Raw genomic sequence first — 14,087 nt, forward strand, 5'->3', positions numbered from 1 at the left:
GGCGGCCGCGTCAGCGTTCTACGCCGACGACGCGGGCTCGACCGCGACGAGTTCGGTGAGGCCGCTGATGGTGAGCACGGGCATCAGCAACGGGTGGGCGATCAGGCTGATGCGGTCGGCGCGGGCGAACAAGGCGTTGACGGCGGCGCTGTCCAAGTACTCCACCGCGCTGAGGTCGACGGTCACCGTGTTGTCGGCGTCCGCCGCCTCGGTGGCAGCGGTGGTCAGAGCGGTGTTGAACGCGTCGACGTTGCTGAGGTCGATTTCGCCGGCCGCGACCAGCACGACACTCTCGTCGTTGCGTGTGGTGTCGAGGGTCAGCGACGTGGCCATCAGGTGATCCTTGCCGAGAGATGAACCGTGGTGCCCGCGGAGTCGGGGTTTATGGTGACGTCGTGCATGAGGCCGCGCATGAGGGCGATACCCCGGCCGCGATTGGTCTCGCTGGCCGGCTGGGGAGTCTTCCACGAGCCGGTGTCGGTGATCGTCAGGTGGACCTGGTCGACGAGGACGGTCGCATCCAGGCTGATGGTGCCCTGCGGACTGTGGCGGTGGCCGTGTTCGATCGCGTTGGCGACGGCTTCGCCGGCCGCGATGAGCACGTTCATCGTCTGCTCCGGGTCCAGCCGCACCCGGGTCAACCAGCTCCGCAACGCGTGTCGGGTCGGCGCGAGGTGGCTGACGTCGGCGGGGAACGTCAGCTCCAACGGGGCGGGATGGCGGTAGAGCAGAAGCACGACGTCGTCCTGATAACCGCCGTTCGGCGCTAGATCGGACATGATCTGGTTCGCCAAGTCGTCCAGCGTGGTGGTCCGGCCTTCCTGCACGAGCCCGGTAACACGCGAGATGCCGTCGTCGAGCGGACTGCGCCGGCGTTCGACGAGACCGTCGGTGTAGAGCAGCAGCGTGGCGCGGGCGGGCAGGGTGACGCGCGCCTCAGGACGCGGCCAGTCGCGCCGGACTCCCAACGCGATGGTGTGGCCGTCGTCGAGCCGTTGCGTCGTGCCGTCGGGGTAGACCAGGACGGGCGGCGGGTGACCGGCGCTGGAGTACACCAGTTCCCCGGTGTCGGGGCTGAGCACCGCGCAGACGGCGGTGGTGCATTGGGCGCCGGGCAGCCGCGCGGCGAATCGGTCCATTCCCGCGAGCGCGGCGCCGGGGCTGGGGTTTTCGAAAAGCAGTGCGCGGCAGGCGCTGCGGACCTGTCCCATGACGGTCGCGGCGGCCAGACCGTGCCCGACGCAGTCACCTACGATCAACGCGATGCGCCCGTCGTCCAGGTCGACGAGGTCGTACCAGTCGCCGCCCACCTGCAGGGGCCGGGTGGCGGCCTGGTAGCGCACCGCGAACCCGTGCGGCAAATCGGCGGGGCCCAGGATCGCGTGCTGCAACGCCAGCGCGGTTTCGCGCTGCTGGTCGACCTGGTACACCCGCTGCAGGCTTTGGCCGAGGCGACCCGCGAGCACGGTGAGCAGGGTCTGGTCTTCGAGGGTGAACGGTCGTTGCTCGGACAGGTCGATCCAGACCACGAGCACCCCTTCGGGATGCTGCAGCGCGATGCCCGCCGTTCCGGGCTTGGTGGTGTTGGGGGTGAGCAGCTCCCCGTCGCGCAACGCGCTGAGGATCCGTCGGGTGTCGGACGGGAGGTCGGCCCAGCGCGCGGGCTCGCCGACGGAGACGACCTGCGGGTCGCCGCCGTTGGGTTCGGTGGAGGAATTGTTGCCGGGGAAGGTGACGGCCAGGACGCGGCGTGCGCGCCACAGCCGGCGCAGTTCCTCGGCCGCGGTCTGCACCGCCTCGTCGACGCTGTCGGCCTGGGCGAGTTCTTGGTTCAGCGCGTGCTCGCGGCCCGCCGCCAGCGCCAGGGCGATGGCGGCGTGCCGGGCGAAGTCGCTGACGAGTTCGAGGTAATCGTTGCCGAACGCGGGCTGCTGCGGGTCGCGGGCGACGGCGATGACGCCGAGCACCGCGTCGTCCGCGATCAGCGGCATGACGATCGCCGAGCGTTCACCGACGTCGGTGAACCCCTCGATCGGGTACTGGAAGGAATCGGTGATCAGCGGCAGGCCCCGGCGCGCGACGCCGCCGGTGGTGGAGCCGTCCATCGGAATCTGCTGGCCGATCACCTGCGAGGCGTAGCGGCCCGCCGTCGCCGCCACGACCAGGGTGTCGACCTGGTCGACGGGCAGGTCCGGCTCTCGCGGAACCAGCAGGATCGCCTGTTCGGCGCCGGCCAGCTCCAGCGCCCTGTTCACGATGAGCTGCAAGGGGCCCGTCTGCGGGTCGCCGGACAGCAGCGCGGTCGTGATCTCGCGGCTGGCCTTGGTCCACTTGGCCGCTTCCCGTTCCCGCTCGAACAGTCGCGCGTTGTCAATCGCGGCGGCCGCGGCGGTCGCCAGCGCAAGCACGGCGGCCTCCTCGGAGTCGGAGAAGACCCTGCCGGGCCGGTGGTCGGCGAGGTACAGGGTGCCGAAGTCGACTGCCCGCACGGTGATGGGGAACCCGAGGAAGGCCCGCAGCGGGGGGCCCTGCGCATGCAGGTCGGCGGCCCGCGGGTAAGTGCTCAAGTCGTCGACCCGCAGCCCGCCGCCCACCGGCAGATCGCCGAGTCCCCGCGCCGTGTCGTCGTCGATGCCGACGTTGACGAAGGAGGCGAAGGTGCCGTCGGGCCCGCGTATCCCCAGCGCGCCGCACGGGGCGCCGGTCAGCTCGATCGCCGCGTTGACGATGCGATGCAACGTCACATCAAGGTCCAGGTCGGAACTGATCTCGACGATGACGCGCACCAGGCGTTCCATCTGGTCCCGCGCGGCAACCAGTTCGTCGAGCTGGTCAGGCATCCCGCTCGCCCGCTCGCTTCGGCCCTGCGAGGTGAAGGCCGAATCCCGCGGGTCGCTGTCCATGGCTACAAACCTAATCGTTAGTTTGCGGACTTCCGCGCGATTCGGGTGTCCGCGGCGGTGTGACGCCCCGAACCACACGGCGACCACTAAGCCGGACTAAGCCGGACTAAGCGGCGCTAGGGCCGATCCATGACGAGTGCGACGCCTCGTTTTGGTCGTGGCGGCGGGACGGCGCGCGGTGAAGGCGGGTCACCGGAGCCGTCTCCCAATCGCTCGACGCGCCGCGGCGTTCGAGCCGGCGCGAGATCCACCAGGCCGCCGTGACGACCGCGAATCCGATCGCCAGCAACGCCAGGACCTCCGAGAACGCGATCACCACGATGATGCCGGCGAAGATCCAGAACACCGCGGCCTCGACGTCGTGCGCTTGATGGTGTCCGCTGATCGTGGTGTGCCGCATGTCTGCCTCGCTCCGGTTGATGCCCCGCCTGGAACGGGACTGCGTCGTGTAACGCCCGGAGCCGCAGAAAGGGTGCCCGATTCCGCGTCCTGGTGACCCAATTCACCCTGCGGCCGGCGAACCTCAGATCCCGAGTTCTTGGTCGATCTGCGGCCAGTATTGGGGCCCGTCCGGCGTGAGGATGATCCAGTCGTGAATCTGCCCGTTGGCCAGCACGAAGTTGAAGTTGGCGTGCGCCATGTCGGCAAAGTTCTTCAGCACGAGCACGTCGGGCGACAGCGAGTCCAGGTTGCCCGAATAGACGTACGTTGGCGGAAGATCGTTCAGCGACCCGAACAGCGGGCTCACCTCGTAGTTGTTCTCGGGAAGGCCGCCCGCCCAGAGCTTGGCGAGCTGCTGTCCGGGGCCGACGGGAAGCAGCGGATCCTGAACGAACGCGATGTTCGGGTTCGTCATGCTGACGTCGAGCCACGGGGACAGCAGCACCATCGACGACGGCCTCTGCAGACCGTTGGCCACCGCGTATTCGGCGGATGCCAACGCGAGGTTGCCGCCGGCGGAGTCGCCGATCACGCTGACCCGCGACGTCGGATGGTCGACGATCAGCTGGTTGACGAAGCCGGCCATGCGGGGCACCACCGTGCCGGCGGTGCCGCCCTGCTGCAGCAGCGGGTAGATCGGCACCTCGAACGTCGCGCCGGTCTGGTAGGCCGTCACCGTGTAGTCGAGCCAGTGGAAGATCGACGGCGCGAAGATGAAGGCGCCCCCGTGCATGGCCACCACGTAGTTGCCCGACGGATGAGCCGGCGTGATCTGCACGACAGGCATTCCGCCGTACGTCGTGTACTGGACCGATTCGCCGAGCAGCAACGTCAGCAACTGCGGCGGGGAGTTGCTGAGGAACGGGCCCAGCAGCGGATTGTTCCCCGTGAACAGCGACAGGAAAAACGAATTCGGGTTCTGGATTTGGCTGTCGAGCCCGGAGAACGCCAGGAACGGTTTGACCGGCAACAGCGCGGCTTCTTCGAGCCTGGTCGCCAGCGACGGTCCGCCGGTGTAGGTGCCCGTCTGCGACGCCGCGAACGGCGGCGCGGCCGGCGCCCCGAAGACCGTTCCGAACACGGTGTTGTACAGCCGCGTGAAGCCGTCGGCCGCCGCCGTCGGGAGCTGCTGGATCTCCTGCTCCACGACCGAGAGGCCCCCGGCGATCTCGCTCGGCAGATCCTGCAGCGCCAGCTCCCACTGCCCCAACTGCGCGACCGTCGCCGACGCGCTGGTGTGATAGCCGCCCATCACCGAGACGTCGTGGGCCCACATCTCCTCGTATTCGGCCTCGACGGCCGCGATGGCCGGCGCGAATTGGCCGAACAGGTTTCCGCTGACCAGCGCCCTCAGTTGGCTGCGGTTGGCGGTGACCGCCCCGGGGTCGACGATCGTTGCCAGCGCGTCCTCGAAGGCGGTGGCCGCCGCGCGGGCCTGGGCCGCCGACTGTTCGGCTTGCGTGGCCGCGCTTTGCAACCAGTTGACGTACCGGGCGGCCGCGCTCGTCATCGACGCCGACGACGGGCCTTGCCAGGCCTGGCCGGCGAGGTCTGACGTCACCGAGCCGAACGCGTTCACCGCGGAACTCAGCTCACTGCTGATCCCCGCCCAGGCCGCCGCCGCCTCCAGCATCGGCCCGGAACCGGGACCGTCGAGCAGCAGCAGCGAATTCACCTCGGGCGGCCACACCGCAAAGCTCATACCGCGTCCCCTCCACTCAGCCATTGAGCAGCGCCATTCCCGAACGTATACAAGGGTCACCGCCGAGCGGAAGAGCCTCTTAGCGATTCGCGCTAACGGTCCGGACAGATAATGACCACCCGCCGTTATCCAGACGTTGCGTCGACAACGGCGTGTGCGCGGAGCGACCTTGGCGCACACCAGGCATGATTGACTCATGCTCTTCGAGATCGCGAGACTGCTTGTGGTCGTGCGGAATCGAGCCCGCGGACTGCGCCGACGGCCTCACAACTGAGGCAACTACCTACGGCTGCTCCTGCGCGGCACACTTGACGATCACCGCCGCGAAGTGCGGGTCGAAGCCCATCTGCTGTAGCTTCCCGGCTTCGGAGGCGGGTGAAGCGCCCGCCTTGAGATCCATCACGACCTGCCGCGCGAGCTGCATGCTCTGCGAATCGGGTTCCGACAACGGGACCTGCGCGACGCTTCCCACGCAGCGGCTGTAGCCGCTGAGATCGGCGTGGGCCCGGGGCGTCTGGCCCATGAATGCCACCGCGATGGCCGCGCCAACGGCCGCGGCGACATACGTGAAACGCATCTTCGCATCGTATCGCCGAGTGTCCCGGACGTGAAGGGTCGCCAGAATCGCCCTGCGGCCCGACGATTTGTGTTGCGGCGCAACGCTTTACCGCGTTTTGTAGGCGAGGCGGGCGAACTGCTACCACGAACGCTCCGGGGCCATCACGACCAGACCGATAGGCTGGCGCTTTGGACGATCGCGTTTTTCGAGGGGTAACGCCATGCCTGCACCGTCAACTGAGGTCTTCGACCGCTTGCGCCAGCTGGTCGCGATCAAGGACACCGCCGCGCGCGAGGCCAAGGCGATCGACGAAGTCTTCACCGGCAGGCCGTTGACCTCCATCCCCGTCGGCACCGCGGTCGACGTCGAGGCCGCTTTCGCCGGGGCGCGCACCGCCCAGGCCGACTGGGCGAGCCGCCCGGTCAGCGAGCGCGTCGAGGTCATCCGCCGCTACCGCGACCTCGTCGTCGAAAACCGCGAGTTCCTCATGGACCTGCTGCAGGCGGAGGCCGGCAAGGCCCGGTGGGCCGCGCAGGAGGAGATCATCGACCTGATGGCCAACGCGAACTACTACGTGCGCGTGGCCGCCGATCTGCTCAAACCGCGCACGGTGCAGGCCCTCCTCCCGGCGATCGGCAAGACCACGGTCGGCTACCAACCCAAGGGCGTGGTCGGGGTGATCTCGCCGTGGAACTACCCGATGACGCTGACGGCGTCGGATTCGGTGCCGGCGCTGATCGCGGGTAACGCGGTGGTGCTCAAGCCGGACAGCCAGACGCCGTACTGCGCGCTGGCGTGCGCCGAGCTGCTGTACCGGGCCGGCCTACCGCGAGCGCTGTACGCGATCGTCCCCGGTCCGGGCTCGGTGGTCGGCACGGCCATCATCGACCACTGCGACTACCTCATGTTCACCGGCTCCACCGCCACCGGTCGGCAGCTCGCCGAGCGGTGCGGCCGCCGGCTGATCGGGTTCTCCGCCGAGCTCGGCGGCAAGAACGCGATGATCGTTACCCGCGGGGCCAACCTCGACAAGACCGCCAAGGCGGCCACCCGCGCGTGCTTTTCGAACGCGGGCCAGCTGTGCATCTCGATCGAGCGGATCTACGTCGAAAAGGACGTCGCCGACGAGTTCACAAGCAAGTTCGGTGCCGCGGTGCGCAACCTGAAATTGGGTGCGGCCTACGACTTCTCGGTCGACATGGGCAGCCTGATCTCGGCGGGGCAGCTGGAAACGGTGACCGACCACGTCGACGACGCGAAAGCCAAGGGCGCCAAGGTGATTGCGGGCGGCAACGCGCGGCCCGACGTCGGCCCGTTGTTTTACGAGCCGACGGTGCTCACCGACGTCACGCCGGAGATGAAATGCGCGGCCAACGAGACGTTCGGGCCGGTGGTGTCGATCTACCCCGTCGCCGACGTGGACGAGGCCGTCGAGGAGGCCAACGACACCGAGTACGGGCTCAACGCCAGCGTTTTCGCCGGTTCGGCCGCCGAGGGCGAGCAGATCGCCGCGCGGTTGCGGTCGGGCACGGTGAACGTCAACGAGGGGTACGCGTTCGCGTGGGGCAGCCTCGCCGCGCCGATGGGCGGGATGGGCCAGTCGGGCGTCGGCCGCCGGCACGGGCCCGAGGGGCTGCTGAAGTACACCGAATCCCAGACCATCGCGGCGGCCCGAGTGTTCAATCTCGATCCGCCCCTTGGTGTTCCGGCAACGCTGTGGCAGAAGTCGCTGTTGCCGATCGTGCGCACGGTGATGAAGATTCCCGGACGGAAGTGACGTTCAGGTCCGCCGCAGCGCGGCTCGGACGCGGCCTTCGGCCCGCTCGAGCCTGACGGCGGCCTCGGCCGCGTCGACGCCCGCCAGCAGCGCGACGATCGCCGTCTTGGCGTGACCACCGGCGGCGGCCAGCGCGGCGGCGGCGGTGTCCTCGTCGACGCCCGCGGCGTCGCGCACGATCCGCACCGCGCGGCGGCGCAGCTTCGCGTTGGTCGCGCGCACGTCGACCATCCGCGGCCCGTAGGCCTTGCCGAGCGCGATCATCACGCTCGTCGAGAGCACGTTGAGGACCACCTTCTGGGACGTGCCCGCGGTCAGCCGCGTGGAGCCGGCGAGCACCTCCGGGCCGGTCAGCAGCTCGATCATGATGTCGGCTTGGGCCTCGCTTCGCGGGTTATTGACGATCGCGACGGTGAGCGCACCGGCCGCACGCGCATGATCAAGTGCCCCAAGCACATACGGTGTGCGACCCGAGGCCGTGATCCCGACGAGCGCGTCGGCGGCGGTCAGGTCGGCGAGGTCGGCCGGATCGAACGCGTCCTCGGCGCCCTCGATCGCCTCGGTGAGCGCGGCCGGCCCGCCGGCGATGACGCCGCGCACCACGTCGGTGCCGAAGGTCGGACGGCACTCGGCCGCGTCGAGCACGCCGAGCCGCCCCGGCGTTCCCGCGCCCGCGTAGACCAGGCGGCCGCCGCGCTCGAGCCGCGCGGCGATGGCCTCGGCCGCCGCGGTGATGCGCGGGACCGCCGCGGCGACCGCCGCGTGCGCCTGCCCCTCGGCGGCGACGAGCAGCGCGACGACCTCGCCGATCGGCCGCGTATCGAGGTCGTCGAGGCCGGGTCGGACCGCCTCGGTGGCCAGCGCGTCGAGGTTGTCCTTGACCGCTGCCTGGACCCGGATCACGTGCGGCTCGTGGATGGGGCCGAGCCGCAGCGCGCCGTCGAGGGCGTCCCCGGCGGGCTCGACGAGGTCCAGGTGCCCGGCCAGTGCGTCCGCGCCCGCGAGGCCGCCGACCATCGCCACCGGTCCACCCCCGACCGCGCCGACGGTCGCGGCGAGCGCCTCGGCGGCGGCCGTGACGATGGCCCGGGCCACCGAATCGTCTTGTGCGGCCAGAACATTGGAAGCAAAGGACGCGAGTTCGCCTGGACCGGTGAGCTGCGCGGGCCAGGTCTCCGGCGGGCCGAATCGCGATCGCGCGGCGTCGAGCAGCGCGGTGGACGGGCCGCGGCCGTCGTGGGCGCGCAATGCGGCGCGCAGCCCGGCGGCGCCGATCCAGGCGCCACCGCCCTCGTCGCCGAGCCACGCTCCCCAGCCGTCGGCCCTGCGCAGCGAGCCGTCCGCGTCGATCGCCAGCGCGACGACGCCGGTGCCGGCGATCAGCACGACGCCCGGCTTTCCTTGGAACGCGCCCGCGTGTGCGATCACGGCGTCGCTGGTCACCGCGACGCGCCTTACTGCCAGCCCGGTCAGGAGCGCCTCCCCCAGCGCCCGCGCCGCGTGCGGCGCCGCTTCCGCCCCGGCGGCGCCGACGATCGCCTCGTCGACCGGCCCGAGATCGGTTGCGACGGCGAGGATTGCGGCCAGCGCGTGCTGGACGCCGCCTGGCGTCGCGAGCCCCGGCGCACCGGGTCCGTGCGCCCTGCGGGGGCCCGCCGCTGCGCGGCAGCGCGTCTTGCCCAGGTCGACGGCGAGGATCACCGCACCCATCCTTCCCGACGTTGGTTCATTCGTTCAGCCCGGCTGTATCGCCCCGCCCGTCTTGGTGCCTATCGAGTGCCGAAGGCGAAAACCGTTGTCGATTGGTAGGTCTGACCCGGGTTGAGGGTGGTGGTCGGGAAGTTCGGGTGATTCGGCGAATCCGGGTAGTGCTGGGTCTCCATCGTGAATCCCGCGCCCTGCCGGTAGGCGTGCCCGCTGGTGCCCGCGAACGCCCCGTTGAGGAAGTTGGCGGTGTAGAACTGCACGCCGGCTTCGGTAGTGGAGACGGTCAGGGTGCGACCGGTCTGCGGATCCACCGCCCTGGCCGCCTGGACCAGGCCGGTAGCGGCGCCGCGGTTGATCACCCAGTTGTGGTCGTAGCCGTGGGCCAGCAGCAGCTGCGGATCGTTCGCGGCGATATGCGCGCCGATCGCCGTCGGTGAGGTGAAGTCGAAGGGTGTGCCCTGCACCGGGGCGATCTGCCCGGTCGGAATCTGGGTGGCGTCGGTCGGGGTGTAGTTGTCGGCGTTGATGGTGAGCTCGTGGTCGTAGACGTCGAGCGTGTGCTCACCGGCCAGGTTGAAGTAGCTGTGATTGGTCAGGTTGATCACGGTGGGCGCGTCGGTGGTCGCGTGGTAGTCGATGCGCAGTTCGTTGTTTTGGCCGACGGTGTAGGTGACGGTGGTCGTCAGCGTCCCAGGGAAGCCCATTTCGCTTGCGGCACTGACGTATTGGAGCTTGAGGCTGACGCTGTCACTGCCGTTTTGCGGGGTGGCCCGCCAGGTTTTCGTGTCGAAGCCTTCGGTGCCGCCGTGCAGGCTGTTGCCGTTGTTGTTGACCGGCACGTGATACTCGGTGCCGTTCAACGCGAACGTTCCCTTGGCGATCCGGTTGGCGTAGCGGCCCACGATCGCGCCGAAGTAGGTTTTGGCGGCGCCGGTGTTACTCAAATAGCCCTCGAGCGTCGGGAATCCGAGCACCACATTCTCGACGCGTCCGGTGCGGTCGGGGACCTCGATCGACTGGACGATGCCGCCGTAGGTCAGGATCCGCACGCGCATGCCGTGCCCACTGCTGAGCGTGTAGCGGCTGACCGGCGTCCCGGCCGCCTGGCCGAACGGCTCGCTGGTGATCGACGGCGCTGGGGGTGTTTTCGTCGTGGCGCCGCCGCATGCCGCCACGGTCGCCACGCCGGCGATGGCGAGCGTTCGACGTAAGGCCCTGCCGCACACGGAAGTTCAGCCGGCGAGGCGGTCGATGTGGGCGAGGAAGTGCCTCAAGACCGCGTCGGGGGCCTCGAGCTGCGGCCAGTGCCCGATGTCGTCGGCGAGCATCAGCACATCGGGGTCCGGTATCACCTCGGCATAGCGGCGCGCCATGTGGGCACCGGAGTTGGGATCGATCGGCCCGTCGATCAGCCGCATCGGAACCGCGGTCTGCCGCATGGCGCGGACCCACCGATTGCGGTGGGTGTAGCGGTCGTTGATGAACCGGCCGACCTTGTGCAGCACCCGCCGGCCGTCGTTGTAGTCCAGGATTTGGTTGAAGACGTCCATCATGTGCCGGGTGGGCTTGGTGTTGGGACCGAACATCTCGCGCAGCGTGGGTTCGAGCAGCCGGCGGGACAGCGGGCTGTCCTGGACATGGCTGAGGGCGTCGCCCAGCGGGGTTTGCGACATCAATTTCTGCGCGGCCCGTGGCGTGTAGGCCTCGATGAACATGCCGCCGTTGAGCCAGGTGATCGAGTCGATGCGCCATTCGCCGTAGGCCTGTTGGCCGAACTCGCGACGGGCCAACAGTTCCTGGCCCACCGAATCGCCGATGTCGTGGGCCAGAATGTGCGCGTTGTGGATGTCCAGGTGCGCCAGCAGCGCTTCGTGCATGTCGGCGTGGTCCGTGACCGAGTATTGATAGGCCACCGGCTTGGCGGAGAATCCCATGCCCATCATGTCCGGGGCGATGACGGTGAACCGTTGCGTCAAGTTTGGCCAGATCGGCGCCCAGTCAAAGGAATTGAACGGATAACCATGGATCAACAGCAGCGGCGGGCCGCTGCCCTCGACGCGGTAGAAGATGTCGAAGCCGAGGTAGTCGAAGTACTCCCCCGAGTCCAGCCAGCGTTGCAGTTCAGCGTCCATGGCGCTCATTCTGCTTGAGCGCTGGGGGGCGTGGCCCGGCAGTCCGGCTCAGGCGGTGCGGCGATGCGTGTTGGTCGACCAGAGGTGGCCGCAGTCCGAGCACTGCAGGTGCACCAGCGTCCCCTCGTTGCTCAGCAGGTACTGCCAGTGGGTGGCGCAGTTTCGCCGGTCGCGGCAGTCACCGCATTCGGCGCGGTGATCGCAGCGCGGGCAGGGCAGCCACGCCCGGCGGCTGCGGTCGGCGGTGGGATCAATCGGTAACACGATCCGCCGTCCGGCTGGGCAGGACGCCGGCGCGGATTAGCTCGTCGTAGATCCGCTGCTGCTCGGCGTCCAGATTCGAGTAGAGCATGTCGTGGGCCGTCTGCTCCTCGGCCAGGACCGCCAGTGGGTCCCAATCGTCGCCTATCGCTTCGAGCACCGCGCTGCGCCGGCGAGCCTCGTCGACGGTCAGGTCATAGGCAAAGTCGAGGTTGGCCATCGCGCTCCCAGCCGTTAGCTACATAAACGAACGGCCAGGATGCCTCATTGGCGCTGCTCAGCCTATGGCGGGCGTCACGTTTTTCGGCTGACGTTGGTCACATACGGCGAGCAGCGCCCCCGGATTGCGCCGATTTTCGGTTGGTCGTCCTTCGGTCCTACGCGGTCCCACTCAGGCATCTACTCGCCTTAAGGCGCTGAGCCGGCTACTAGCGACCCGGTGGCCATTCCAGCGAGCCGTCACAGTCACACTGCATTTCATTGACCTTCGGCGCGACTGCGCTGGAGCAATCCCGAGTAGCGAAGTTTGGTGCCGGTCGGCAACTCCTCGAGTGCCTGCTGAAGGAGCCGCGCGTTATCCGCTCCGACGCTGCCGACGAAGTGCGCCAAGGCGGCGCAACGACCGGCCGAATCGGCGATCTCGTCCAGCGCACCCAGCATCAACTCGGCGACAAACTCGTCGAGGCCGTTGGCCGCCGCATAGCGGTAGGCACGATGGTTGCGGTCTTGCACGACAAGTCCTTTGTCCGCAAGGCGGCGCAGTACCGTCATCACGGTGTTATAGGCGAGATTGCGCCTTGTGGAGATCGCGCGGTGCACGTTCCGTACGGTCTACGGTTCCGATCCACTCCACAACTGCTCCATCACGCAACGCTCGAGCGGACCCACCAGCCTTCGGTAGGGCATGAGCACACTCCTGCTCCGGATCAGTTCCGGTTCCGAGGCGAGAACCGTATTGACGATGCCGATCGCGAAACTTCACCCGTTTGGTGGACGCGTGGGGGGAACTGGCCCGCCGCCATCGATGAACCAAACGCTTGGGTATCCGACCGCAAAACCGCTGCGGCGCTCCTGCAAACCGCTTGCAGAAAAGAAAATCTTCCCGCTAGCTTTCCTACGAGATGGATGCAAGCCGCCCCCGAGGAGTCGCTTTTGTGGTTGGTGGTGTCGACGAAGGAAGCCCTTCCCTGCGCGTTGCGCCGCGGATCGCGCTGACGGGGCCGCAGTGGCGACGCCTTACGGCCATGCTGGCGGTGATCGTTGCGCTGCATCTCATCGGTTGGGCCACCCTGCTCTTGATCATTGAACCCGCACGATTAAGCTTGGGCGGCAAGGCTTTTGGCGTTGGGCTGGGAGTGACGGCCTACACCCTGGGGCTTCGGCACGCGTTCGACGCCGACCACATCGCCGCCATCGACAACATCACCCGCAAGCTGATGAGCGACGGGCAACGCCCGCTGGCCGTCGGTTTCTTTTTCTCGCTCGGCCACTCCACGGTGGTGTTCGGGTTGGCCGTACTCCTGGCCACCGGCGTCACGGCGATCATCGGACCCGTCGAAGACGGCGCCTCGACCCTGCACCACTACACCGGGCTGATCGGCACCGGCGTCTCGGGGTTCTTCCTCTACCTGATCGCGATCCTCAACCTGATGGTCCTGGCCGGAATCGTGCGGGTGTTCGTCCGGTTGCGCCGCGGCGAGTACAACGAGGCGCAGTTGGAACAGCACCTGGGCAATCGCGGCCTGATGAACCGCGCGCTCGGCCGGTTGACCCGGTCGATCACCCGCTCCTGGCACACCTACCCGATCGGATTGTTGTTCGGCCTGGGTTTTGACACCGCCACCGAGATCGCCCTGCTGGTGCTGGCCGGCACCAGCGCCGCGGCCGGGCTGCCCTGGTACGCCATCCTGTGCCTGCCGGTGTTGTTCACCGCCGGCATGTGTCTGCTGGACACCATCGACGGCTCGTTCATGAACTTCGCGTATGGCTGGGCGCTGTCCAATCCCGTGCGCAAGATCTACTACAACATCACCATCACCGCGCTCTCGGTCGCGGTGGCGCTGCTGATCGGCAGCGTGGAGCTGCTCGAGCTGTTCGCCGGACAATTGGGCTGGCAAGGCCCGTTCTGGAATTGGCTGGGCGGCCTGGACCTCAACACCCTCGGCTTCGCCGTCGTCGCCCTGTTCGTCTGCACCTGGGCGGTCGCGCTGCTGATATGGCGCTATGGCCGTATCGAAGAGAAATGGACACCCGCCGAAAGCTGAGCCCCATCCCCCGCAGAGCCTGCAATCCGTTCCAGCAGTTACGCTTCCGCTCCCCCATTCGGGGGTAGCTGCCGGTCCACGACGGCCCCTAGCGTATCGACAACGCCTGGCTGCGCCGGGCGCTGCAATCCCAACCTATGCGGGACCGGCGGCAGAAAGAGACAACACGTGAGTGTTCGGGTAGGCATTAATGGTTTTGGTCGAATCGGACGGAATTTCTATCGGGCGTTGCTGGCCCAGCAGGAGCAGGGTGGTGCCGATATCGAGGTGGTGGCGGTCAATGACATCACCGACAACGCCACGCTGGCGCACCTGCTGAGGTTCGACTCGATCCTGGGCCG

13 protein-coding genes and 2 pseudogenes are annotated in these 14,087 nt (G+C 68.2%); 3 read left to right on the forward strand and 12 right to left on the reverse strand.

All coding sequences use genetic code 11. The features are described 5' to 3' along the window. Positions 1-18: 18 nt before the first annotated feature. The 5 genes from AWC19_RS22590 to AWC19_RS22610 form a co-directional block, all read right to left on the reverse strand. Complete coding sequence (locus tag AWC19_RS22590; RefSeq protein WP_085080337.1) at positions 19-333, reverse strand: STAS domain-containing protein; 315 nt, start codon at positions 331-333, stop codon at positions 19-21. Then, a complete protein-coding gene (locus AWC19_RS22595) occupies positions 333-2,903 on the reverse strand; it encodes a SpoIIE family protein phosphatase (RefSeq protein WP_085080338.1) in 2,571 nt (856 codons plus the stop codon). The genes AWC19_RS22590 and AWC19_RS22595 overlap by 1 nt, the downstream gene beginning before the upstream one ends. 106 nt (positions 2,904-3,009) lie before the next feature. Next, a complete protein-coding gene (locus AWC19_RS22600; protein WP_085080339.1) occupies positions 3,010-3,303 on the reverse strand; it encodes a hypothetical protein in 294 nt (97 codons plus the stop codon). Positions 3,304-3,426: 123 nt separating this feature from the next. Continuing rightward, positions 3,427-5,046 carry a triacylglycerol lipase LipY gene (gene lipY, locus AWC19_RS22605; RefSeq protein WP_245849243.1) on the reverse strand — a complete coding sequence of 540 codons (1,620 nt, stop codon included), beginning with the start codon at positions 5,044-5,046 and terminating at the stop codon, positions 3,427-3,429. A gap of 283 nt (positions 5,047-5,329) precedes the next feature. Further along, entirely contained in the window at positions 5,330-5,623 is a 294-nt protein-coding gene (locus AWC19_RS22610) for a hypothetical protein (RefSeq protein WP_085080340.1), read from the reverse strand. Between the two features lie 202 nt (positions 5,624-5,825). On the opposite strand from AWC19_RS22610, the gene AWC19_RS22615 reads away from it, so the two are divergent. Further along, a complete protein-coding gene (locus tag AWC19_RS22615; RefSeq protein ID WP_085080341.1) occupies positions 5,826-7,382 on the forward strand; it encodes a succinic semialdehyde dehydrogenase in 1,557 nt (518 codons plus the stop codon). 3 nt (positions 7,383-7,385) lie between these two features. Here AWC19_RS22615 and murQ read toward each other — a convergent pair whose 3' ends face one another. From murQ to AWC19_RS22645, 7 genes and pseudogenes are all read right to left on the reverse strand, one after another. Beyond that, on the reverse strand, positions 7,386-8,282 hold the full coding sequence (gene murQ / locus AWC19_RS31680) for an N-acetylmuramic acid 6-phosphate etherase (protein ID WP_425436909.1): 897 nt from the start codon (positions 8,280-8,282) through the stop codon (positions 7,386-7,388). A 114-nt stretch (positions 8,283-8,396) separates the two neighbouring features. Next, a pseudogene (locus AWC19_RS31685) lies at positions 8,397-9,092 on the reverse strand (BadF/BadG/BcrA/BcrD ATPase family protein); the annotation flags it as partial. Between the two features lie 59 nt (positions 9,093-9,151). After that, a complete protein-coding gene (locus tag AWC19_RS22625) occupies positions 9,152-10,273 on the reverse strand; it encodes an aldose epimerase family protein (RefSeq protein WP_245849247.1) in 1,122 nt (373 codons plus the stop codon). A 48-nt stretch (positions 10,274-10,321) separates the two neighbouring features. After that, complete coding sequence (locus AWC19_RS22630; protein WP_085080351.1) at positions 10,322-11,221, reverse strand: alpha/beta fold hydrolase; 900 nt, start codon at positions 11,219-11,221, stop codon at positions 10,322-10,324. 48 nt (positions 11,222-11,269) lie between these two features. After that, on the reverse strand, positions 11,270-11,485 hold the full coding sequence (locus AWC19_RS22635; RefSeq protein WP_085080343.1) for a hypothetical protein: 216 nt from the start codon (positions 11,483-11,485) through the stop codon (positions 11,270-11,272). After that, complete coding sequence (locus AWC19_RS22640) at positions 11,472-11,702, reverse strand: DUF6400 family protein (protein WP_085080344.1); 231 nt, start codon at positions 11,700-11,702, stop codon at positions 11,472-11,474. The genes AWC19_RS22635 and AWC19_RS22640 overlap by 14 nt, the downstream gene beginning before the upstream one ends. A 257-nt stretch (positions 11,703-11,959) precedes the next feature. Next, a pseudogene (locus AWC19_RS22645) lies at positions 11,960-12,388 on the reverse strand (BlaI/MecI/CopY family transcriptional regulator). Positions 12,389-12,636: 248 nt separating this feature from the next. Here AWC19_RS22645 and nicT point away from each other — a divergent pair. Together nicT and AWC19_RS22655 are read left to right on the forward strand one after the other, a co-directional pair. Continuing rightward, the gene (gene nicT, locus AWC19_RS22650) at positions 12,637-13,746 is read left to right on the forward strand and encodes a Nickel transporter NicT (protein WP_372508537.1); all 1,110 of its coding nucleotides are present in this window, start codon (positions 12,637-12,639) and stop codon (positions 13,744-13,746) included. A 168-nt stretch (positions 13,747-13,914) separates the two neighbouring features. Further along, positions 13,915-14,087 (forward strand): glyceraldehyde 3-phosphate dehydrogenase NAD-binding domain-containing protein (locus AWC19_RS22655; RefSeq protein ID WP_245849251.1); only part of this gene is annotated, 173 nt, incomplete at its 3' end.

It is taken from the genome of Mycobacterium palustre, from assembly GCF_002101785.1.
Taxonomy (GTDB): Bacteria; Actinomycetota; Actinomycetes; order Mycobacteriales; family Mycobacteriaceae; genus Mycobacterium; species Mycobacterium palustre.